Raw genomic sequence first — 21,046 nt, forward strand, 5'->3', positions numbered from 1 at the left:
CGGCCGTTTCATCAGAACGGCCGTTTTTCTTTTATATGTTGTTGTGTTAAAGACTTCCTCAGGCATATCCGTCCACCATCACCTCATACATCTTTACTTTCAGTTCTTCCAGTGAAATGTCCTGTATCAGGTCGCCATCCTGCGCATAAGAGATAGTACCTCTTTCCTCTGAAACAATGATAGCCAGGTTGTCACTATGCTCCGTAATACCCACTGCCGAACGGTGACGTAAACCGATACGGGTAGGAAGGTTCGGGTTCTCTGACACCGGCAATATCACTTTAGCCGCCAGTATTTTATTACCTACAATGATGAGAGCGCCGTCATGCAACGGGCTTCCCTTACAGAAGATGCTTTCAAGCAATTTAGCGTTGATGTTGCTGTCAATAGCAATACTGGATGCAGTATCAAACTTCACACGGTAAGTGTTCGCGATCACGATCAGCGCACCTGTGCGGCTTCCTGCCATACGGGCGACTGCTGTGATCACTTCGTTGATGATATTCTCTTCCTCTTTATAACTTTTGAATTTATCGGGTAAGAACAACTTGGTAAAGAAGCTGTCTTTACTGAGTGGTGCTTTCTTTCCCAATACCAGCAGGAACTTCCGTATCTCGGGCTGGAAGATGATAATGATAGCAATTAATCCGACGTTGATAAAACTTTGCAGCAATGTGGAAAGGATCGGCATGTGCAGGTACTGTACCACGAAATAAGCAAGGTATATGATCAGCAGCCCTACGAAGATATTAAAGGCCAGGCTACCTTTCAACAGGCGGTACAGCTGTACTACCAGGAAGATCACGATCGCCAGGTCCAGTATATTCAACCAGTGGAAACGATAACCGTAAAAACTAAACAAGTTCTCCATAGATCGTAAAAATAACGAATATTTATTAGCTAGCGCGCATTCATGTACTGCGTGATCTTTACCGCTTCCACAGCGGCTTTCACGTCATGTACACGCAAAATGCGGGCGCCCTGTTGCAAAGCCAGTGTATGCAGGATCGTTGTACCGTTCAGCGCTTCTGCGGGCGTAATATCAAGTAATTTATAGATCATCGATTTCCTCGAAATACCTATTAGCAGTGGGCAATCGAGCATATGGAACACATGGAGCTTTTTCAGCAGCGTATAGTTGTGGGCGATGGTCTTTCCAAAACCGAAACCGGGATCGATGATAATGTCTTTGATACCCGCCTGCAGGCATTCGGCCCGTTTGCGGATAAAATAATCCAGCACTTCCTGTGTTACATCTTCATAGTCGGGGCGTTGCTGCATATCGGCCGGCGTACCTTTCATATGCATGGCGATATAAGGGACCTGCAGGCGGCCGGCGGTAGGGATCATATCCTTATCCATATCGCCGGCACTGATATCATTGATGATGGCTGCGCCCGCATGTATAGTCTGTTCTGCTACATTCGCGTAGTATGTATCGATAGAGATGATGGCTTGGGGATAGTGCTCCTTCAGTGTACGGACTGCCGGTAGTAAACGTTCAAGTTCTGTATCCGGTCCGACGGCAATAGCTCCCGGACGGGTACTCTGTGCGCCTATGTCCAGGATCTGTGCACCTTCTTCGAGGTGCTGCGCCGCTCTCTGAAGAATGAGATCAATATGCTGCGTTCTGCTGCCTGCAAAGAATGAATCTTCCGTGATGTTGATGATGCCCATTACAACTGGTTTGGACAAATCCAGTAAAGAGCCCTGACAGTTGATCGTGCCTGTATATTCGCCGTTCTTCCCTTCCATGATATCCATTTGCATTTTATTGATTATTTTGCCAGACAAAAATAGAATAATGTGGTGATCTGCAAGTAAGTATATGAGCACCACTAAAAATAGTTATCCATGAAACTGCTCCTGAACCTATTAAGAATTATCGTCGGCGTGCTATTCATATTCTCAGGTCTGATCAAAGCAAATGATCCCCTGGGACTCAGTTATAAAATGGAGGAGTTTTTCGAGGTGTTGCACCTGACATTCCTTTCTCCATTGTCACTGACGTACTCCCTGGTGATGAATACCCTGGAGATCGCGCTGGGCGCGGCTTTACTGTTAGGGTACAGCATGCGTTTAACGTCCACGCTGCTGCTGATCATGATCGCTTTCTTTACTTTCCTGACAGGATATGCCCTGTACAGCGGAGAGATCAGGGAATGCGGATGTTTTGGCGACTGTATCAAACTAACTGCAACAGAGACATTCTGGAAAGATGTGATATTACTGGTGATGATATTGATCATCTTCATCTACCGGAAACGCATACAGCCATTGTTCGGTAAGAAGCTGACAGCAGTGCTGGTGTTGCTGTCTGTAGTATTTGCGGCCGGTATACAGTGGTATACATTATCGCACCTGCCTTTTGTAGATTGTCTTGGATATAAGGTAGGTAATAACCTCCCTGAGAAAATGAAACTGCCTCCGGGAGCACGTCCGGCAGAATATGAAACGGTGCTGATCTATAAAAAGGACGGAGAAGAGAAAGAATTTACGCCAGAGAACTATCCATGGTCAGATAGCACGTGGGTATTTGTAGACCGTAAGGATAAACTGGTGAAGGAAGCGGTAGGAGAAGCGCCTGTGAAGGATTTCATTTTAACCGACCCGAATGGTGGCGGTGATCAGACCCAGGCTATCCTCTCTGAGCCAACGCCTGTATACTTGTTCCTCGTGAAGAATGTGAAGGAAGCAGGTGAAGGCTGGGATGCAAAAATGCATGCCCTGCAGGAACAGATGAAAGCGGGTAAGATCTACATTTACGGTGTTACAGCTTCCAGCAAAGAGGAAATTTTGGCTTTCTCCGCAGCACATGGCTTACAGTTTCCCTTCTTACAGATGGATGGTACGGCTATTAAGACTGCCGGAAGAAGCAATCCCTGCCTGATCCTGCTGGAAAAAGGCACTGTAAAGGGCAAATGGCATTATAACGATATACCATAAATGCATGTTCAGATTTCTGCTGCGTAAACTCGGTTATGGCGTACTGGTGTTGTTGGGAGTCGTACTCCTTGTATTCTTCCTGTTCAACGTATTACCGGGAGATCCGGCCCGCTTAACAATGGGGCAACGCGCAGATGTGACATCGCTTGAAAATGTTAGAAAGGAACTGCACCTGGATAAAACATTACCGGTGCAGTTCCTTTTATATTTAAATGATCTCTCCCCGCTGAGTGTACATACTCAGCAGGATGCGGAGGCCTCTCTGAATTACCTGACCCTGACCCGTTTATCGGGCGGGAAGCTACTGGTACTGAAAACGCCTTATCTGCGCCGCTCTTATCAGGGTAAGAAAGACGTATGGGAGATACTGACAGAAGCGCTGCCAGGTACGCTGGTATTGGCAATTGCCGCTATGCTGTTTGCGACGGTGGCCGGTATACTACTAGGCATAGTATCCGCAGTAAAACAAAATACCTGGATGGACACAGGTGCTGTTTTTGCCAGTGTGGTGGGCATTTCCGCGCCTTCTTTTTTTACTGGTATTGTGGTGGCTTACATGTTCGGCTTTGTACTGAGCGACTATACCGGGCTGCATATGACGGGCAGCTTGTTTGAGATAGATCCATTTGCCGGAAGGACATTAAGTTTACGGAACCTGGTATTGCCCGCCATTACGCTGGGTATCCGTCCGCTGGCCATCATCGTACAGTTAACACGCAGCGCGATGCTGGACGTACTGCACCAGGATTATATCCGCACGGCTTATGCGAAGGGCCTGCCCGGGCGGCTGGTGGTATTCAAACATGCATTACGGAATGCGTTGAACCCGGTAGTGACGGCTATTACCGGCTGGTTTGCCGAGTTGCTGGCAGGGGCGTTTTTCGTGGAATATATCTTCGGATGGAAAGGCATTGGCAAGGTAACGGTAGATGCACTGGAGAAGTTCGATTTCCCGGTACTGATGGGATCTGTATTATTTACGGCAGGTATTTTCGTGATCATTAATCTGCTGGCGGATGTTCTGTATACGCTCATAGATCCCCGGATAAAATTGTAAGTAGCTCATTTTAAATAGATTACCCCCTTTTATATAAAAATCTTCACTTTTTTTGTAACAAAGCATTTTGTGGGTCGTCTTCTTTGTATAAACCCCCTGTAGCATCCGGATGGGAGAGGAGAGAAGAAGTGGTACAGGGAATTAGTAACTTAGAACAAGGAATCTGTTATTTATGTCTTTAACGATATTTCTCTCCCAGGTAGTTCCCGTCAGGCAAAAGCTGTATCGCTTTGCCTACAGGCTGCTCGGAAATGAGGAAGACGCGATGGACATAACGCAGGACGCCCTGATGAAAGTATGGCAGCAGCAAGAGCGGATGAACGATCTGCAGAACATGGAGGCCTGGTGTATGCGGATCGTTCGAAACCTGGCGCTGGACAAACTGAAGTCAAGGAAGTACCGGAGGGCAGAGGAACTGGATAAGGCAGGTGATGTGCCGGCGCAACATCAGCCTAATCCACATACCGCTGCCGAACAACAGGACGTAATGAACAGGGTGCACCGTGTCATTGCGGGACTGCCGGAAAAATACCGTACTATTATGCAATTGAGGGATATTGACGGGTATAGCTATCAGGAGATAGCAGATATACTGGTCATTGAATTGAGTGAAGTGAAGATCAACCTTCACCGTGCAAGAAAAACGGTACGTGAACAACTACAAAAACTGCAAGTGTATGGAGTTTAACAAGATCAGGGAATTGCTGGACCGCTATTGGGATGGTACCTCTACGTTGGAGGAAGAGGCAATATTGCGCAGTTTTTTCAGCAGCGATCGGGCTGACTTGCCTGCGGACCTGAAAGAAGCGCAACCATTGTTCAGCTATTTCTCAGCGGAGGCAGACGTGCCAATGCCTGTATTCCCTGATATAGAGATACCCGTTGCCCGGATGCCTGAAAGGCCGATAAAACAGCTGGTATGGCAACACTGGATGAAGTATGCCGCCATGATCCTGGTAGCAGTGGGTATAGGTTATGCCGCCAGACAAGCCGAAACCAGGCATGACCGCATAACAGCAGCTTTATCAGAGCAGGACACTTTTGATGATCCTGAAAAAGCATTCGCTGTCACACAGAAAGCATTGGCGCTGCTATCCCGCAACCTGAACAAAGGCACAGCACAGATGCAAAAACTGTCTTACTTCAACGAGGCTACGGAGAAGATCAAGGCAAATTAAAGAAGACCATTCAAAATCAGTTTTATAAAAAAAAACTCATGAAACGCTTTTTAATACTGTTGCTGCTTGCAGTTATCAGCACGCAACTTTTTGCCCAGCAGGGAAGTGGAATTGACCGCTTTTTCGAAAAATATGAGAGCGATCAGAGCTTCACACTGATAAGTGTCACACCCAAGATGTTTAGCATGTTCAGTAAACTGGACATTAATTCCGGCGAAGGAAAACAATTCCTGGCGATCGTAAAAAAGATCAAGGGACTGCGTATTCTGGCGAAAGAAAACACTAAAGGAGGTAATCTGTTATTTAAAGAAGCATCTTCAATGCTCAGTAAAGAGTTTGAGGAGCTGATGACTGTCCGCGACGGGAAAGACGACCTTCGTTTTATGGTGAAAGAGAACGCTAAGGGGAACATTGCAGAACTGATCATGCTGGTGGGTAGCGACCAGGAATTCCTGGCCATGAGCCTTGTAGGGGATATAGATCTTGCGGAGATCAGTCAGCTGGCGTCGAATATGAATATAGAAGGTTTTGACAAGCTCAAGAACCTGAAGAAATAACTTAATTATCACCACGTTTTAATCGCTTTAAAAATGAAGTATTATTCCATCCTTATAGTATTGCTGATGCTGGCCGTAAGTCCTGCGATGGCCCAGAAGAAGGCGCTCCGTAAATTTTACCGTGAGCACCGTGGAGATGCATTCACTTTTAGAATTGGCGTAGGCAGAGTGCCGCTGAAACTTGCCAGCTGGATAGTACCCGCCAGCGCAATGAAAGAAGACAGTGTGCCTTTGAAGCATTTGCTATCAAAAGTGCAGAAGGTAAAGGTTTATACGATATCAGGTGATGAGCGTCCGGCTGTGGATATTGCAGACATGCAGCGTTTAAAACAGACATTGATAGATAAAGATCACTTTGAGCCACTGTTAGAAGTGCGGGAAGGGAACAGCCTCGTGCATTTACTGAACCGGGGGAAGGAAGATGAACTGGGGCATGTGGTGATACTGGTGCAGGATGAGAGTGACTTCGTAATGGTGAACCTGCGTACGACCCTTCAGATGAAAGATGTGAACATGCTGGTAAAAGGATTCGCAAAGAACTAAAAAGAGAAAGACCATAACAACAGTGTTATGGTCTTTCTCTTTTATTAATAGTTTTTAATTATCGGATGATCACTTCCCGTACCACGATCTCTCCCAGCATTTCATTCACCAGTTTGATGATACGGTCTTTGGAATAACTCAGTTCCTGTTTCAGCGGCGCAACAGTTGTTGTGATGTGCAGCTTGTTATCAATGAGTTGAATGTTCTCAGTATAACGGGAGATGGTCTTACCCATCAGTTGTTCCCAGTTCTCCTGTATACGCACTTCTGTCAGCCTGGGTTTAAGCCGGCTTTTAGACATAAAATCTCTTAGTGCATCCTCCATTGACGTCATTCCGTAGCGCATGCTACAAAGATAGGTATTTAGTCTTTACTGCATTTCTACTAATTGAAAACTATCTTCATTTTCTTTGAACGCATCTTGTATTCTTGCAGCGTGTGTATCGGTAATGAAGACTTGCCCGTACGCGGGGCTGCTTACGAGTTTTATAAGCCTGCTTACTCTTTCCTGGTCCAGTTTTTCAAAGACATCATCCAGCAGCAGGAGAGGAGGTAATTTTTTATGTTCTTTGATCACTTCAAATTGTGCCAGCTTCAATGCAAAAAGGAAACTCTTACGTTGTCCCTGTGAAGCACTTGTTTTCATGGCGTGATCGTCCAGCAGGAACTGCAGGTCGTCACGGTGAATGCCGCCGGTCGTTCTTTGCATGAGCATATCCTTATAGCGGTTAGCTGCCAGCAGCGCTGTGAAAGTCTGATCATGCAGGGGGGACTGATATTGTATATTGACGATCTCGTGTTTGCCTGCCAGGTAATCGTATAGTTCCTGCACCTTTTTAATAAATCCCGGTAAGAAGGCGCGGCGCCATTCAAATACGGGAGTGCCGTGGTGTATGAGTTGTTCGTCAAATACATCCAGCAGGGCATCCTGGTTGCCGCCCTGGGTAGCCATGGTTTTCAGCAGGCTGTTTTTCTGCTGTAATATTTTCTGGTAGGTAATAAGATGGTCGAGGTAACCGGGATGCAACTGGCAAAGCAGGGCGTCCAGCCATTTGCGGCGTTCTTCACTGCCGCCGAGGATGATCTCAGCATCATCGGGAGCGATCATAACGGCAGGATACTGACCGATATGGCGGGAAAAACGTTCGTAAGGCTCGTCGTTGAGGGCAATTTCTTTTTTACCGTCTTTGAGCGTGCAAACGATCTTGTCTTCGTGGCCGTTCTTATCGAGAAATGCTTCGAGGCGGAAGCCATTGGTATGGTACTGGGTGTTCTGTGCTTCGCTGCTGGTAAAGTAGCTTTTGGTGAAGCATATATAATATATAGCATCGAGCAGATTGGTCTTACCGGAGCCGTTGCGCCCGGTAATGCCGACAATGCGTTTATTAAAGTTGAAACTTTTCCCGGAGTAATTTTTAAACTGAACTAATGATATCTTTCTGAGCGACAGCAATTAACTTTCTGATTATCAGTTATGAATTAAAAATAAATTTATCGTAACCCGCCGGAATATGTGGAAAGACTGGTAATCAGGCCTTCCGGAAACCCCTTTATTTCCAGGCAAGTTGCTGCAAAGTTGCAAAGTATTTAGTTTTTAGGATTTTCCTGTTATATTTGCGGACAAATTAAGAAACAGTGGCTACAAAAACAGACGTAAAGACGAAATTCACCAAAGAGACGTATTTGTACTGGTATGAATTGATGCTCAGGCTGCGCCGCTTTGAAGAAAAAGCCGGCCAATTGTATGGAATGCAGAAGATTCGTGGTTTTTGTCACCTGTACATTGGACAGGAAGCAATTGCTGCAGGTGCGATGACTGCAACTAAACCGGACGATAAGTTCATCACTGCCTATCGCGACCACGCGCTGGCTATAGCAAAAGGAATGACTGCTGACGAGTGTATGGCAGAACTGTACGGTAAAGCTACAGGTTGTTCCAAGGGTAAAGGCGGTAGTATGCACTTCTTTGCTCCTGATAAAGGTTTCTTCGGCGGTCACGGTATCGTGGGTGCACAGATCGGTACAGGTGCAGGGCTGGCATTTGCTGAGCAGTATAAAGGTACTGACAGCGTAGCGCTTTGCTTCTTCGGTGATGGTGCTGCCCGTCAGGGTATGCTGCATGAGACATTCAATATGGCCATGCTGTGGAAACTGCCGGTGATCTTCATTTGCGAAAACAACATGTACGCGATGGGTACTTCAGTAGAACGTACTTCCAACGTACTGGATATCTATAAGTTAGCGAACGCCTACGATATGCCTAGTGCTACTATCGATGGTATGAGCGCTGAAGCTGTACACGAAGGCGTAGAAAGAGCCGTAAAACGTGCACGCGCCGGTGAAGGTCCGACCTTACTGGAAATCAAGACTTACCGTTACCGTGGCCACTCTATGAGTGATCCGGCTAAATACCGTACCAAAGAGGAAGTAGAAGAGTATAAGGACAAAGATCCTATCAACCAGGTACTCGCTACTATCCAGAAGAACAAATGGGCAACGGAAGCAGAAATCGAAGCTATCAACGAAAAGGTGAAACAGGAAGTTGAACATTGCGTACAATTCGCTGAAGAGTCTCCATGGCCTTCTGATGATGAATTGCTGAAAGACGTTTATGTTCAGGAAGATTACCCATTCATTGTTGACTAAGTAATATGTGGAAGGTTAGCGATCCCGGCCGTTTAATATAAACGGGTAGATTCGCTAACCTTTTTTATATTTGCGGGAATTTTACAACAGCCGTACCTGTACCGTAATAAGAAATAACAATTTAACGATCACATTTACAATGACCGAGACAAAAAATAAGACCGCAGCTGAAAATACTCCCGTGTCTAAAGAATTCCAGTTGGAAGACTCTTTCCACAGGGCGGAAGATTTCTTTAACAAGAATAAGAACAGCATTATCATAGCCCTGCTCGTAGTAGTGGTGGTAGTGGGCGGTAGTTTTGCCTACAACAAATTCTATAAAGGTCCTAACGAGAAGAAGGCGCAGGACATGGTATTCCATGCACAGCAGTATTTCGAAAAGGATTCTTTCCGTGTTGCATTAAATGGAGACGGTAACTATTACGGATTCCTGCAGGTAATTGATAAATACGGCAGCACCAAAACAGGCGAATTAGCAAAATATTATGCCGGCGTTAGCTACGTGAAACTGGGTGAATTCCAGAAGGGCGTAGATATGCTGACAGACTTTAACAGCGGCGACCAGCTCGTACAGGCAATGGCTTACGGTTTAACCGGCGATGCTTACATGGAACTGGGCAAAACTGAAGAAGGTATCGAATTTTACAAAAAAGCAGGCCACCACAGCAACAACGAGCTGACTGGTCCTACTTACCTGTTCCGCGCAGGTCTGGCACTGGAAAAAGCAAATAAACCTGCTGACGCTATTGCTGTTTACAAAGAAATCCGCGAGAAATATCCACAGACCAACGAAGGCCGTGAAATGGATAAGTACCTGGCACGCCTGGGTGAAGTGAAGAATTAATTGATATTTTAATCAGGTCATGTCAATACATAATCAAAGCTTATTGAACGATGCTGGCATTCTCAATTTAGAGGATGCCAGTGTTGTTATTGTATATACCGAATGGAATGATACGGTGATCAACGAACTGGTTGCTGGTTGTGACAGGTCGCTGGCACAATACAACATATCTAAGGTCTCCAAAGTAATAGTACCCGGCGCATTTGAACTGCCGTTCGCGTGCAAACAGTATTGGGAGCGTACCCAGGGTACATCCAGACAACCTGGCGCTATTATTGCTTTTGGATGCGTGATAAGAGGAGAAACCCCGCATTTTGACTATGTTTGTAAAGGTGTAACGGAAGGGATAATGCAATTAAACCTGGAATTACCGGTACCCGTTATCTTCGGTATCCTGACTGTCGACAATATGCAGCAGGCGGAAGAAAGACTGGGAGGCATACATGGCCATAAAGGGGAAGAAGCCGCTATCACCGCTCTGAAAATGATATCTATGATGCGTCAATTGTAAGCATAACAGCTAAGCCCCATATTAGTTACGTGTGATGTTCATTGTCGCTATAGTTTCAGCCGGTATGCCTTTATTCCTGTTGCCTGCAGCTACCAAAACTGCAGCTTATAACTAAAGACTAACTCAATGAACGTACAGCTTTTTATTCCATGCTTCGTAGATCAGCTGTTCCCGGAAACAGGCTTCAATATGGTGAAGGTGCTGGAAAAGCTGGGATGTACCGTTAATTACAATACTAACCAGACCTGCTGCGGACAACCTGCTTTTAACGCAGGATATTGGGATGAAGCCCGTTCCGTCGCCAACAAATTCATCAAAGACTTTCATACCGTCGATTATATAGTTGCGCCAAGTGGCTCATGTACAGGGTTTGTGCGTAATTACTACGGTAAACTGTTTGACAATTCGGCCGCACACAATGATGTGAAAATGCTACGTAAACACCTGTATGAATTCACCGAATTCCTTACAGATGTACTGCATGTAACAGACATTGGCGCTACGCTTAACGGTGTAGCTACGTATCATGATGCCTGCGGTGCTTTGCGTGAATGCGGTATCAAGGAAGGGCCCCGTAATCTGCTTTCAAAAGTGAAAGGACTGGAGTTGAAGGAAATGAATGACTGCGAGACCTGTTGTGGCTTTGGGGGTACATTTGCCGTGAAGTTTGAGCCTATTTCCATCGGTATGGGAGAACAGAAAGTGAATAATGCTGTTGCCAGTGGCGCAGATTATCTGATCTCTACAGACCTTTCCTGCCTGATGCACCTGGACGGCTATATCAGGAAACATGAACTGAACATTAAAACGATGCATATTGCTGACGTACTGGCCAGTGGCTGGTAAACAGCATAAGACGAATTTAAATCATTAGAAAAATGAACTACTGGCTTGTAAAATCAGAACCTTTTAAATACTCGTGGGACCAATTTGTAAAGGATGGAAAAACCTTCTGGGATGGCGTGCGCAATTACCAGGCGCGCAATAACCTGAAAGGAATGAAGAAAGGAGATCATGTATTGTTCTATCACAGTAATGAAGGGCTGGAAGTAGTTGGTATTGCCAAAGTAGCAAAAGAACACTATCAGGACCCCACCACACCAGATCCTAACTGGGTAGTGGTAGACCTGCAACCGGTAAAACCTTTCAAAACGCCTGTAACACTGGCGCAGATGAAAGTGGAGAAAAGACTGGAAAACCTTTCCCTCATCCGTCAGGGCCGTCTCTCTGTTTGTGCAGTGACTGAAGACGAATATGAGACCATCATGGAGATGGGAGGTATGAAATAATTTTATGGAAATTTAGTTCCTGAAGCATCTTCTTGTTATAGTATTTATCCTTAAAAAGATTTCCTATGACAAGAAGATGTTCTTTTTTAAAGTACGCCCGGATTGTTATATCATATTTTGTTTTTTCGATCGTACTGCTGATCAGTGCCTGCGGGCATCCCGACAATTTTCAGGGGGGAATTAAGGGCTCAGATGAAGTAGCGATGCAGGTCCGTGAACCTTTAGCATATGCAGAAAAGCCGGCAGTGGCTGATGAACCGGAGGCCGGCAACAGTCCCTCAAAACCGGAGGATGCCTCATCAGGTTTATTGTCAGATAGCTACGCTAATATTCCCAAAAAGATCATCAAAAAAGGTATTGTCCGTTATTCCGTCCGTGATTATCAAAGTGCGCGTAAAGAACTTATAGCTGTCGTCGCCCGTAACGGGGGAGAAATTGTAAATGAGCTTGAAAGCCGCTCTGAAATTTCCTTGCAAACACAAATGGAGATAAGAGTGCCTTCAGCGAAGTTTGACAGTTGCCTCAATGCACTGGCAGGTACAGGTGAAAACCCGATCGAGAAAAAGATCACCTCAAAAGACGTTACTGAAGAATATGTGGACATGTCGGCCAGGATGAAGGCCAAAAAAGAAGTTGAGCAACGTTACCTGGACATTCTTAAACAGGCGAAGTCGGTAGAAGATATACTGAAAGTAGAAGAACAGCTAAAGGCTATACGTGAAGAAGTGGAAGCAGCTCATCAGGGACGTTCGCAGTACATCGACCACAATGTATCCATGAGTACTATCCACCTCTCTTTTTACCAGGTAATTTCCAATACAACACCACAGGGACTGGGCTTTTTCTCCCGTTTATTCTTCTTCATCAAAGACGGCTGGAATGGTTTATTGGTGCTACTTGTTTCATTGAGCGAACTATGGCCGTTATGGTTAGCGGCGATACGGTTGTGATAGTTATCCGCAAGTACATAAAGCGCCGCCGTACGCTGAAAGCAGAAGCTTAATTATGGCATGCTGGCAGCTAAAGCAGCTAACGATTTTTTCTTTTCCAGGTCACGGTGGCGTTTGAAGATGCCTTTCGTTACAAAGTAACCGAGGGAAGCGCCCAGCCATACATCACTGCCCCAGTGTCTTTCCTGGTAAAGGCGGGTAGTACCGGTCATGATCGCAATGGAGTAAGTAACCCAGGGAACCCAGGGATGTTCTTCACCATAAGCCTCCGCCAGGGCTGTAGCAACAGATGTAACTGTCAGCATATGTCCTGAAGGAAAGGAAGTATGGTATTTATCCATAGAGAATGGAGCATTGAATACCAGCGGATCGTCATAGTATGTTGGTCTGCCGCGTCTTACCACCGATTTGGCAAAAGTGTAGATCAGGGTAGAGATCAACAGTGATTTCGCCGTCATAAGGGATGTATGTTCCAGCTTGCGGTTGCCTGATATGACGCCTGCCACATACATACCGCCTACGAGGTAGGGAGAGTATGCATTACCAAAAGGTTCTACCTGGCCGGTTACACTATTCCAGAAGTTGGTATGATTACGAAGGAAGAATTGTTTCACTTCATAATCTGCCGCCAGCAGCCCCCCTGCGGTACCTAGTACCACGCCAAGTTTAACGAAGTCTTTTTTCTGCCAGTGCGCAGGTCTGGCTACAGTGTATTTAAGGTCGCTCCAGATACTTCCAAGATAAGCGCCGTTTATACGGTAGCGTATTGTGGTATCAGCTGCAGTAAGAACATGTTCCTCATTCGTTCCGGTGCTATCAGTATAGTTGGTATGTGTGGTGTCTGACTGTGCGCTGGCATTCAATTGCACTAACAGTCCGCTACACAGTACAAGCGTTTGTAAAATCTTCAATTGCTGTTATTTATGGCGATAAAGTTACGGTAAATGTTAAAACCCGTATATTTAAATTTTAAAAATGTCTTGTAGAAATGAAGCCTAAATTGGTAGTTTTAACAGGTGCAGGTATCAGTGCAGAGAGTGGACTGCGTACGTTCCGCGATAGCGATGGCTTATGGGAGGGATACGATGTACAGGAAGTTGCGAGCCCGCAAGGATGGCAGAGAAATCCGCAGCTTGTACTAGATTTTTACAATATGCGACGCAAAGATGTGCTGGCGGCGGCGCCCAATGATGCACATTTTGGCTTGGCGAGGTTGCAGGAAAAGTTTGATGTACAGATCATCACACAGAATATAGACAACCTGCATGAGCGTGCAGGATCGGAGAAAGTGTTGCATTTGCATGGAGAGATCTTAAAAATGCGCAGTGTGCGGGACACGACACGCAACTGGGAGATAGTGGGAGACATTAACCTGGGTGATAAAGCACCTGATGGTGCACAATTGCGTCCTGATATAGTGTGGTTCGGAGAGGATGTGCCTAAGATCGTCAATGCCGCTAAAATGGTAAAGGCAGCTGATGTCTTTGTTGTGATAGGGACCTCACTGCTGGTATATCCTGCGGCAGGTCTGATAGATTATTTACCGGATGGAGTGCCTGCCTACGTGATTGATAAAAAGTTGCCGGAGATGGGGCACCGCAAGGGTCTTGTAAAGATTGAGAAGCCCGCAACACAGGGGATACTAGAGCTAGAAGAATCGTTGTCAAAAATAGAGCTGTTATAAACAGAAAGGGCCATCCGACCGGCGGATGGCCCTTTCTGTTTATGGATGAGCGTTAGTTTATTCAAAACTTTCTTCGAACCTGATATTGTATTCTTCCAGTTCTTTCAGTACCGGGTTATAGACATCCGGCATGATAGGGATTTTGAGTCCTTTGAGGCTGATCTTTTCCTGCAACAATAGTTTGGCAAATATACCCAATGGCAGTCCGACCGTCTTTGACATAGCCGTACGGACACTATCTTCTCCCTGGGTGATCATATAGCTATGCAGTCTTGTGGTCATACCTCTTCTCTCGAATTCTATTTCATGCGTCATGACGATCATGTCTTTATCGGAAGATTCCATACCAAGTTTGGATTCAACCACATGCTGGAGGATAGCGGCATTTGTTTGTTCACCGAGACCGATGGTATCACCGTTCAGCAGCCCCAGGAACTTCAACTGACGGAGTATTTTTGATTTTGCACTGATACCGAGATAACCGGCAAGGTTCTCTTCATGGCTCAGTTTTGTATCCTGGTGTATTTTCTGGCTGGTCCACTCGTAGTAGGTCATCTTATCCGTGTGGATCTTTTTGGAATCGTCTGTAAGACCCAGTTTAACGAGGGTGCTCCATCCTTCACAGAAGTCAGGATAGCGGAGTGTAGCCCGCATGAAAGTAGGGATCTCTTCCAGTTTATAGGCACTCATGTATCCCATAGAATCGCGGTTAGGGTAATAAGCCAGTTTGCCCAGACTTGGAATATGAATGGTCTTAGGCTGATCGAACAGCTGTTGGTAGGAGATCTCTTTGACTTTTCCCTTTTCACGGTAGGTAGCGCCTGAACTACCCGCAAGGACAATGTTACGGGCGTTCCAGGAGATCTTGTACTGCCAGGGATTATCGTTGCTTTCGGGAGAAACCAGTCCACCGCAGTAAGAACGGAAGGCAGAGATCTGTCCGCCTTTCTTTTCGATGGAGTGAATGAGTTTCATGGCGCTCATGTGGTCAATGCCGGGGTCGAGACCCATTTCATACATGAACAGCAACCCTGCCTCTTCTATTTCTTTTTCTAGTTGTTTTATTTCGGGATCGATGTAGGAAGCGGTCAGCAGGTTTTTACCAAACTGAAGGCAATCTCTGGCAACGAAAATGTGTAGTGGGGGAGGCAGCAGGGAGATGACGAGATCAGTTTCCTGTATCAGTTTCTGCCTGGAAGCTTCATCCCGGATGTTAATGGCGGCTGGGGTTACGTAGTAGGATTTACCGGTTTTTGACTTAATGAGTGCAAGGTCCTGATCTGCTACGGTGATATGCCATTTTTGCCGTGGAGCATTTGACACCAGGTAGTCTATCAGGCTTGTGGCCGATTTACCGGCACCAAACAAGAGTATATTCTTCATATTAATTTGTTCATCTTTAATATGGTTACCGAACAGGGATTTAACATCAGTCGTGTTACTAATGTTCGAAATTTCAGTAAATTTCGTTTTTAACCTACCTGAATTCTAATTAACTGTCCGTGACCCTTTGATTTTCACCGGGTTAAAAACAAAATCTTTGCCAATATTTTATTTTCCCAATATTCCAGTTTTTTCTTATATGGAATATTAATTGAAGGAGTTATTGCAAAATAAGGATTAAATGGAGGATCTGCGGAAATAGTTCCTGGTGCATAGCGTATTTGTTGCATATGACAATTCCTTTTTTATTCACATTCTCTGTCAGAACGGCCGGAATACGGCCTAAAATGGCTATATTTGCATCTATTTATTTTTTTACGAAATAAATTGTAAACCAACAATATACAATGTCAGAAAATACGGAAAATCAGCAAGACGGCAGGATCATCCAGATCAACATTGAGGAGCAGATGAAAACGGCCTACATTGACTATTCCATGTCAGTGATAGTGGGTCGTGCTCTTCCGGATGTCCGGGATGGTTTAAAACCTGTACATCGCCGCGTGTTGTTTGGTATGAATGAGTTAGGGAATAACAGTAACAAGCCTTACAAGAAATCAGCCCGTATTGTAGGGGAGGTAATGGGTAAGTTCCACCCGCATGGTGACGCCTCCATCTATGATACCATCGTACGTATGGCCCAGCCCTGGAGCTTACGTTACATGCTGGTGGACGGTCAGGGTAACTTCGGATCTGTGGATGGTGACATGCCGGCAGCAATGCGTTATACGGAGATCCGTCTGCAACGTATGGCAGAGGCAATGCTGGAAGATATCGACAAAGAAACAGTGGATTTCACGCTGAACTTTGATGATACCCTGGAAGAGCCTACCGTATTGCCTACTCGTATTCCGAACCTCCTGATCAATGGTGCGTCGGGTATTGCGGTAGGTATGGCGACCAACATCATGCCGCATAACCTTTCTGAGGTAGTGGATGGTGCGATCGCTTACATCGATAACCGTGACATTACTATTGAAGAACTGATCAAGCATGTGAAAGCGCCGGACTTCCCGACAGGTGGTATCATCTACGGATATGAAGGTGTGAAACAAGGCTTTGAAACTGGCCGTGGAAGGGTAGTGGTACGTGGTAAGATCAACGTAGAAACCTCCAAAGCAGGCCGTGAGCGTTTGGTGATCTATGAGCTTCCTTATCAGATCAATAAGGCTGCCCTGCACCAGAAGATCGCGCAGCTGGCTGACGATAAAATAATAGAAGGCATCTCCGAAGCGCGTGACGAAAGTGACCGTGAAGGTATGCGCCTGGTAATAGATCTGAAACGTGAAGCGATCGCGAACGTGGTGATCAACCAGCTATACAAATATTCCGAACTGCAGACATCTTACGGTATCAATAACGTGGCGCTGGTAAAAGGCCGTCCGCGTGTACTGAACCTAAAAGAAATGTTGTCTGAGTTCGTAGAGTTCCGTCATGAAGTAGTAGTACGCAGAACCCGTTTTGACCTGCGTAAGGCAGAAGAAAAAGCGCATATCTTACAGGGTTACCTGATAGCACTTGACCACCTGGATGAAGTAATTGCCCTGATCCGTGGGTCCCGCACACCGGATGAGGCAAAAGAGGGCTTAATGAGCCGCTTCGAACTGAGTGAGATCCAGTCTAAAGCAATACTGGAACTGCGTTTACAACGTCTGACCGGTATGGAGCGCGATAAGATCAAGGAAGAATATGATGAAGTAATGAAACTGATCGCTTACCTGAAGGATGTATTAGGTGATGAAGGACTTCGCTTCAAGATCATCAAAGATGAACTGGAAGACGTGAAGAAACGTTTCGGTGACGAACGTAAAACTGAGATCCAGTACCTGGCGAGCGAAATGCGTATGGAAGATATCATCGCAGAAGAAGATGTGGTAATCACTATCTCTCACCTGGGGTATATCAAACGTACATCCGCTTATGATTACCGTCAGCAGAAACGCGGTGGCCGTGGAGCTTTAGGTGGTAAGACCCGTGAGGAGGATTATATCGAACACCTGTTTGTTGCCTCTACACACCATACCATGCTGTTCTTCACAGAGAAAGGCCGTTGTTACTGGCTGAAGGTGTATGAGATCCCAGAGGGTGAGAAGAGCGGTAAAGGACGTGCGATCCAGAACCTGATCAACCTGCCTACTGATGATAAGATCAGGGCTATTATAGATATTAAGGACCTGGGTGATAAAGATTTTATCAGCTCTCATTATATTGTGCTTTGTACTGCAAACGGTATCATTAAGAAGACGCTGCTGGAAGACTTCTCCCGTCCGCGTCAGAATGGTGTGAACGCTATCACTATCAACGAAGGCGACCAGTTGCTGGAAGCTAAGCTGACCAATGGTAACAGCGAGATCATGATGGCTATTAAGAGCGGTAGGGCTATCCGCTTCCCTGAAAATACCGTGCGCGACACAGGCCGTGGAGCTATCGGTGTAAGGGGTATTGAAGTGGATAATGACAAAGATGAAGTGGTTGGTATGATTTGTGTAAATAAGGAGGATGCCACCCGTACCGTATTGGTGGTTTCTGAGAAAGGATTTGGCAAACGTACTGATATTGAGGAATATAGAATTACTAACCGCGGTGGTAAGGGTGTTAAAACCATCAATATTACAGAGAAGACAGGTAGTCTGATCGCGATGCTTGAAGTAACAGAGAAAGATGACCTGATGATCACCTGTAAGTCCGGAATCACTATCCGTATGGCTGTAGCTGATATCCGTGAAGCGGGCAGGGCCACACAAGGGGTTCGTCTGATCAGACTGGACGATACGGACGAAATCGCAGCTGTAGCCCGTCTGGATGAACAAGAGGAAGATAAGCTCGTAGAGGGTATAGAAGGTATGGAAGGAGAAGGAAGTGAACAGATCCAGGATAACAGCTCCGAAGATCCGGGAACAGCCGCTGCTGAGACCACGGACGAAGAAACGCCTGCAGAATAAATTATAAGAAACCGCAAAATATTTGTGCGAACTAATAATGGTTAACCTGCGGCAGATTGTATTTATTATGGTTGAAACAGGCATTAAAATCTAAGGCCATACTTATAGACAACAAAAAAATATTGAGCAACATGAAAAAACTACTGGTATCATTGGTCTTTTGCAGTGCAGGATTGGTTGCGGTAGCACAACGTGCTAAAGTGAACAGCGCAGAAGATGCACTCACTAAAAAAGACTATGATAAAGCGAAAGCCGATATTCAGGCAGCACTGGAAAATGAAAAAACCAAAGGCGAAGCTAAAACATGGTATGTAAAAGGTAAGATCTTCGAAGCAACTGCTACTGAGAAGAAAGATGCCAAGGAAGCACTGGAAGCATTCGAAGCTTACAAGAAAGCCCTGGATATCAATGCTAAATTACCTGAAGCATTGCTGGAAATGAACCAGCGCATGTTTAACCTGTATGCTACCATAGGTAACGCAGGTTATGGTAACCTGAACGACCAGAAATGGGATTCCGCGTACATTCATTTCAGAGACGCTTTCAGCGTTGCTGAATTCTACAATGGCAAGAACCTAGGTGGTTCCATTCCTGCAGATACTTCTATGACTTTCTACGCTGGTTACGCTGCTAACCAGGCTGGTAAGAAAGATGAAGCGCTGACTTATCTGAGAAAAGCTGCTGACCTGCAATTCAAGGCTGAACCAGCCCTGTATGTGATCTTGGCGCAGACTTACGAAGAGAAAGGTGACAATGCAAACTGGCTGAAAACTATTGAAGAAGCCAAAGTTATCTTCCCTAAAGACAAACGTTTTAACGATATGGAGATGTTGTACTACTCCAAAACCGGTAAAACTTCTGAGTTACTGGGTATGCTGGAAAAGAAAATGGCCGAAAATCCAAATGATTTCCAGACGGTACTGGACTACGGTATTCGCGTGGACAACCTGGCAAACCCTCGTAGCGAAGGTGGTCAGGATGCACCAAAGCCAGCTAACTACGATGAGCTGATGGGTAAAGCAGAAGGCGCATACAAAAAAGCGATCGAACTGAAAGCTGACGATGCAACTGCTAACTTCCAGTTAGGTGCGTTGTATTTTAACCGTGCAGTAGGCTTCAACAAAGAGCTGAATGCAATGGACAGCAAATCCCTGAACACTCCTAAAGCAAAGGAACTGCAAACTAAAGTAACTGGTCTGATGGATCAGGCGCTGCCTTTCTTCGAAAAAGCAGACGAGAACTTTACAGCTAAAGCAGCAAGCCTGGAACCAAGCGACAAACAGACTTACGAAAGCTGTCTGTATGCACTGCAGAAGATCTATGCTATCAAGAACGAAACTGCGAAAGTAGAAACAGTTAAGAAAAAGCTTGAAAATCTGAAGTAATAGCACATTACTTTATCTTATAAAAAAGTCCCGGCTTGTACAACAGGCCGGGACTTTTTTATAAGTGAATGATCTTTACTTGTGTGTCATGAAATGGTATGTCCAGAATGCACCGAGGATAATGAAAAGCACTACGATCACAATAATGGCCAGTTCAGTATAATAGGACACCTGGGTTTTACGGCGTTTGCGGGTACGCAGCTTACGCAGCATTTCCCATTTCATTTGCCGTAACCATACAGGGATCTTTTCTTTCTGCCCGATTGCAGATAATCCCTCCACAGCTTCACTGCACATCTCACAATCAGCCAGATGAAGTTCTACTTCATGCTGTTGCTCCGCCGATAACCTTCCCTCCACATAATCCAGCAATTGCTGTTGTGTAGGACAGGCCGTTGTTGTGAAAATATCCTGGTATTCTTCGTTCATAAAGTCGTCAATAATTAAATTCGTGCTTACTTATTTGATGCGTTCTGCTTGCTTACCCGGCTATCCCTGGGCACCTAATAACAGCTTCAGGTTACGTTTTCCGTTTTGAATATAACTTTTTACCTGCAATAAAGTATATCCTGTCTGGCTGGCAATATCCTGGTAGGATAGTTTCTGCAGGTAAAATAGTTTGACACAGGCACGCTGCTCCGGGTTTAACTGTTCCAGTGCATGCTGCATATTTTCCAGCAAGTTATCCTTTTCTACGAACCTGGCTTTGTCATCTTCCTGATCGGCCGGATTGTTCAGGTGTTTCTCACTGACTTCTTCCTGTCTCACCTGGTTTTTGTGCCTTAACTGCATGAGGCAATGGTTCCGGGCCACCTGGTAGATCCAGGCCCTGAAAAATTGCACCTTATGCTTGTTTATCTCAGCTAGTACCTTCAAAAATATCTGTTGTACACTATCTCTTGCATCCTCCTCATTTTTAAGGTATTTCATGCACATACCCAATAAAAGGATCGCATACCTGTCAAACAGGATGCCTATCCATTCGCTGTTATCGTCGGTCCTGAACCGTTCCAGCAGCTCTTCATCTGTAAAGTCCTGGCTATTCTTATAATTCACTGGATAAAGATAAAA

23 protein-coding genes are annotated in these 21,046 nt (G+C 45.5%); 15 read left to right on the forward strand and 8 right to left on the reverse strand.

Translation table 11 applies throughout. The features are described 5' to 3' along the window. Positions 1-58 precede the first annotated feature (58 nt). Both cdaA and folP read right to left on the reverse strand, forming a co-directional pair. Positions 59-871, reverse strand: a complete 813-nt coding sequence (gene cdaA / locus C7475_RS16150) for a diadenylate cyclase CdaA (protein ID WP_110054417.1) — start codon at positions 869-871, stop codon at positions 59-61. A gap of 29 nt (positions 872-900) precedes the next feature. Continuing rightward, positions 901-1,770, reverse strand: a complete 870-nt coding sequence (folP, locus tag C7475_RS16155) for a dihydropteroate synthase (RefSeq protein ID WP_233259877.1) — start codon at positions 1,768-1,770, stop codon at positions 901-903. An 84-nt stretch (positions 1,771-1,854) separates the two neighbouring features. Here folP and C7475_RS16160 point away from each other — a divergent pair, with 84 nt between their 5' ends. The 6 genes from C7475_RS16160 to C7475_RS16185 all read left to right on the forward strand — a co-directional run bounded on the left by C7475_RS16160 (position 1,855) and on the right by C7475_RS16185 (position 6,281). Then, on the forward strand, positions 1,855-2,946 hold the full coding sequence (locus tag C7475_RS16160; protein WP_110054418.1) for a BT_3928 family protein: 1,092 nt from the start codon (positions 1,855-1,857) through the stop codon (positions 2,944-2,946). Positions 2,947-2,950: 4 nt separating this feature from the next. Continuing rightward, on the forward strand, positions 2,951-4,003 hold the full coding sequence (locus C7475_RS16165; RefSeq protein WP_110054419.1) for an ABC transporter permease: 1,053 nt from the start codon (positions 2,951-2,953) through the stop codon (positions 4,001-4,003). Positions 4,004-4,175: 172 nt separating this feature from the next. After that, on the forward strand, positions 4,176-4,691 hold the full coding sequence (locus C7475_RS16170) for an RNA polymerase sigma factor (RefSeq protein ID WP_110054420.1): 516 nt from the start codon (positions 4,176-4,178) through the stop codon (positions 4,689-4,691). Then, a complete protein-coding gene (locus tag C7475_RS16175; RefSeq protein WP_110054421.1) occupies positions 4,681-5,181 on the forward strand; it encodes a hypothetical protein in 501 nt (166 codons plus the stop codon). Before C7475_RS16170 ends, C7475_RS16175 begins: the two co-directional genes overlap by 11 nt. 38 nt (positions 5,182-5,219) lie before the next feature. Beyond that, positions 5,220-5,738, forward strand: a complete 519-nt coding sequence (locus C7475_RS16180; protein WP_110054422.1) for a DUF4252 domain-containing protein — start codon at positions 5,220-5,222, stop codon at positions 5,736-5,738. A 33-nt stretch (positions 5,739-5,771) separates the two neighbouring features. After that, the gene (locus C7475_RS16185; RefSeq protein WP_110054423.1) at positions 5,772-6,281 is read left to right on the forward strand and encodes a DUF4252 domain-containing protein; all 510 of its coding nucleotides are present in this window, start codon (positions 5,772-5,774) and stop codon (positions 6,279-6,281) included. A 58-nt stretch (positions 6,282-6,339) separates the two neighbouring features. Here the strand turns inward: C7475_RS16185 and C7475_RS16190 are convergent, their stop codons facing one another. After that, positions 6,340-6,627, reverse strand: a complete 288-nt coding sequence (locus tag C7475_RS16190; protein ID WP_110054424.1) for a DUF721 domain-containing protein — start codon at positions 6,625-6,627, stop codon at positions 6,340-6,342. A gap of 24 nt (positions 6,628-6,651) precedes the next feature. Continuing rightward, positions 6,652-7,734 (reverse strand): DNA replication/repair protein RecF, encoded by a 1,083-nt coding sequence (locus C7475_RS16195; RefSeq protein WP_110054425.1) that lies wholly within the window; start codon positions 7,732-7,734, stop codon positions 6,652-6,654. Between the two features lie 182 nt (positions 7,735-7,916). Here C7475_RS16195 and pdhA point away from each other — a divergent pair, with 182 nt between their 5' ends. The 6 genes from pdhA to C7475_RS16225 all read left to right on the forward strand — a co-directional run bounded on the left by pdhA (position 7,917) and on the right by C7475_RS16225 (position 12,521). Continuing rightward, on the forward strand, positions 7,917-8,927 hold the full coding sequence (gene pdhA, locus C7475_RS16200) for a pyruvate dehydrogenase (acetyl-transferring) E1 component subunit alpha (RefSeq protein ID WP_110054426.1): 1,011 nt from the start codon (positions 7,917-7,919) through the stop codon (positions 8,925-8,927). Positions 8,928-9,066: 139 nt separating this feature from the next. Further along, positions 9,067-9,771, forward strand: a complete 705-nt coding sequence (locus C7475_RS16205; protein ID WP_110054427.1) for a tol-pal system YbgF family protein — start codon at positions 9,067-9,069, stop codon at positions 9,769-9,771. 19 nt (positions 9,772-9,790) lie between these two features. Further along, complete coding sequence (ribH, locus tag C7475_RS16210) at positions 9,791-10,282, forward strand: 6,7-dimethyl-8-ribityllumazine synthase (protein WP_110054428.1); 492 nt, start codon at positions 9,791-9,793, stop codon at positions 10,280-10,282. Between the two features lie 126 nt (positions 10,283-10,408). Further along, complete coding sequence (locus C7475_RS16215) at positions 10,409-11,128, forward strand: (Fe-S)-binding protein (protein ID WP_110054429.1); 720 nt, start codon at positions 10,409-10,411, stop codon at positions 11,126-11,128. 32 nt (positions 11,129-11,160) lie between these two features. Next, positions 11,161-11,571, forward strand: a complete 411-nt coding sequence (locus tag C7475_RS16220; RefSeq protein WP_110054430.1) for an EVE domain-containing protein — start codon at positions 11,161-11,163, stop codon at positions 11,569-11,571. 65 nt (positions 11,572-11,636) lie between these two features. Further along, positions 11,637-12,521 carry a DUF4349 domain-containing protein gene (locus C7475_RS16225; protein WP_110054431.1) on the forward strand — a complete coding sequence of 295 codons (885 nt, stop codon included), beginning with the start codon at positions 11,637-11,639 and terminating at the stop codon, positions 12,519-12,521. 53 nt (positions 12,522-12,574) lie between these two features. Here the strand turns inward: C7475_RS16225 and C7475_RS16230 are convergent, their stop codons facing one another. Next, entirely contained in the window at positions 12,575-13,432 is an 858-nt protein-coding gene (locus C7475_RS16230) for a phosphatase PAP2 family protein (protein WP_110054432.1), read from the reverse strand. Between the two features lie 77 nt (positions 13,433-13,509). Here C7475_RS16230 and C7475_RS16235 point away from each other — a divergent pair, with 77 nt between their 5' ends. Further along, the gene (locus C7475_RS16235) at positions 13,510-14,205 is read left to right on the forward strand and encodes an NAD-dependent deacylase (RefSeq protein WP_110054433.1); all 696 of its coding nucleotides are present in this window, start codon (positions 13,510-13,512) and stop codon (positions 14,203-14,205) included. A gap of 57 nt (positions 14,206-14,262) precedes the next feature. On the opposite strand, the gene C7475_RS16240 is transcribed toward C7475_RS16235, so the two are convergent. Further along, positions 14,263-15,588, reverse strand: coding sequence for a saccharopine dehydrogenase C-terminal domain-containing protein (locus tag C7475_RS16240; RefSeq protein ID WP_110054434.1), 1,326 nt, complete (start codon positions 15,586-15,588; stop codon positions 14,263-14,265). Between the two features lie 407 nt (positions 15,589-15,995). Between C7475_RS16240 and gyrA the strand changes: the two genes are divergently transcribed. Beyond that, positions 15,996-18,590, forward strand: coding sequence for a DNA gyrase subunit A (gene gyrA / locus C7475_RS16245; protein ID WP_110054435.1), 2,595 nt, complete (start codon positions 15,996-15,998; stop codon positions 18,588-18,590). Between the two features lie 131 nt (positions 18,591-18,721). Beyond that, positions 18,722-19,975 carry a lipopolysaccharide assembly protein LapB gene (locus C7475_RS16250; RefSeq protein WP_146217567.1) on the forward strand — a complete coding sequence of 418 codons (1,254 nt, stop codon included), beginning with the start codon at positions 18,722-18,724 and terminating at the stop codon, positions 19,973-19,975. A 75-nt stretch (positions 19,976-20,050) separates the two neighbouring features. Here the strand turns inward: C7475_RS16250 and C7475_RS16255 are convergent, their stop codons facing one another. Continuing rightward, positions 20,051-20,404 (reverse strand): anti-sigma factor, encoded by a 354-nt coding sequence (locus C7475_RS16255; protein ID WP_110054437.1) that lies wholly within the window; start codon positions 20,402-20,404, stop codon positions 20,051-20,053. Between the two features lie 60 nt (positions 20,405-20,464). Further along, positions 20,465-21,031: an RNA polymerase sigma factor gene (locus tag C7475_RS16260; protein ID WP_110054438.1), complete on the reverse strand. Its 567-nt coding sequence runs from the start codon at positions 21,029-21,031 to the stop codon at positions 20,465-20,467. Positions 21,032-21,046: the final 15 nt, after the last annotated feature.

The organism is Chitinophaga sp. S165 (genome assembly GCF_003182155.1).
GTDB lineage: Bacteria > Bacteroidota > Bacteroidia > Chitinophagales > Chitinophagaceae > Chitinophaga.

Excerpts from the sequence above, each read along its gene's own strand:
- folP (WP_233259877.1), bottom strand. The coding sequence starts at position 1,770 with ATGCAAATGGATATCATGGAAGGGAAGAACGGCGAATATACAGGCACG.
- C7475_RS16175 (WP_110054421.1), top strand. The coding sequence starts at position 4,681 with ATGGAGTTTAACAAGATCAGGGAATTGCTGGACCGCTATTGGGATGGT.
- C7475_RS16250 (WP_146217567.1), top strand. The coding sequence starts at position 18,722 with ATGAAAAAACTACTGGTATCATTGGTCTTTTGCAGTGCAGGATTGGTT.
- C7475_RS16255 (WP_110054437.1), bottom strand. The coding sequence starts at position 20,404 with ATGAACGAAGAATACCAGGATATTTTCACAACAACGGCCTGTCCTACA.
- C7475_RS16185 (WP_110054423.1), top strand. The coding sequence starts at position 5,772 with ATGAAGTATTATTCCATCCTTATAGTATTGCTGATGCTGGCCGTAAGT.
- C7475_RS16235 (WP_110054433.1), top strand. The coding sequence starts at position 13,510 with ATGAAGCCTAAATTGGTAGTTTTAACAGGTGCAGGTATCAGTGCAGAG.
- C7475_RS16215 (WP_110054429.1), top strand. The coding sequence starts at position 10,409 with ATGAACGTACAGCTTTTTATTCCATGCTTCGTAGATCAGCTGTTCCCG.
- gyrA (WP_110054435.1), top strand. The coding sequence starts at position 15,996 with ATGTCAGAAAATACGGAAAATCAGCAAGACGGCAGGATCATCCAGATC.
- C7475_RS16190 (WP_110054424.1), bottom strand. The coding sequence starts at position 6,627 with ATGCGCTACGGAATGACGTCAATGGAGGATGCACTAAGAGATTTTATG.
- C7475_RS16165 (WP_110054419.1), top strand. The coding sequence starts at position 2,951 with ATGTTCAGATTTCTGCTGCGTAAACTCGGTTATGGCGTACTGGTGTTG.
- cdaA (WP_110054417.1), bottom strand. The coding sequence starts at position 871 with ATGGAGAACTTGTTTAGTTTTTACGGTTATCGTTTCCACTGGTTGAAT.
- C7475_RS16240 (WP_110054434.1), bottom strand. The coding sequence starts at position 15,588 with ATGAAGAATATACTCTTGTTTGGTGCCGGTAAATCGGCCACAAGCCTG.
- C7475_RS16160 (WP_110054418.1), top strand. The coding sequence starts at position 1,855 with ATGAAACTGCTCCTGAACCTATTAAGAATTATCGTCGGCGTGCTATTC.
- C7475_RS16220 (WP_110054430.1), top strand. The coding sequence starts at position 11,161 with ATGAACTACTGGCTTGTAAAATCAGAACCTTTTAAATACTCGTGGGAC.
- ribH (WP_110054428.1), top strand. The coding sequence starts at position 9,791 with ATGTCAATACATAATCAAAGCTTATTGAACGATGCTGGCATTCTCAAT.
- C7475_RS16205 (WP_110054427.1), top strand. The coding sequence starts at position 9,067 with ATGACCGAGACAAAAAATAAGACCGCAGCTGAAAATACTCCCGTGTCT.
- C7475_RS16225 (WP_110054431.1), top strand. The coding sequence starts at position 11,637 with ATGACAAGAAGATGTTCTTTTTTAAAGTACGCCCGGATTGTTATATCA.
- C7475_RS16170 (WP_110054420.1), top strand. The coding sequence starts at position 4,176 with ATGTCTTTAACGATATTTCTCTCCCAGGTAGTTCCCGTCAGGCAAAAG.
- C7475_RS16180 (WP_110054422.1), top strand. The coding sequence starts at position 5,220 with ATGAAACGCTTTTTAATACTGTTGCTGCTTGCAGTTATCAGCACGCAA.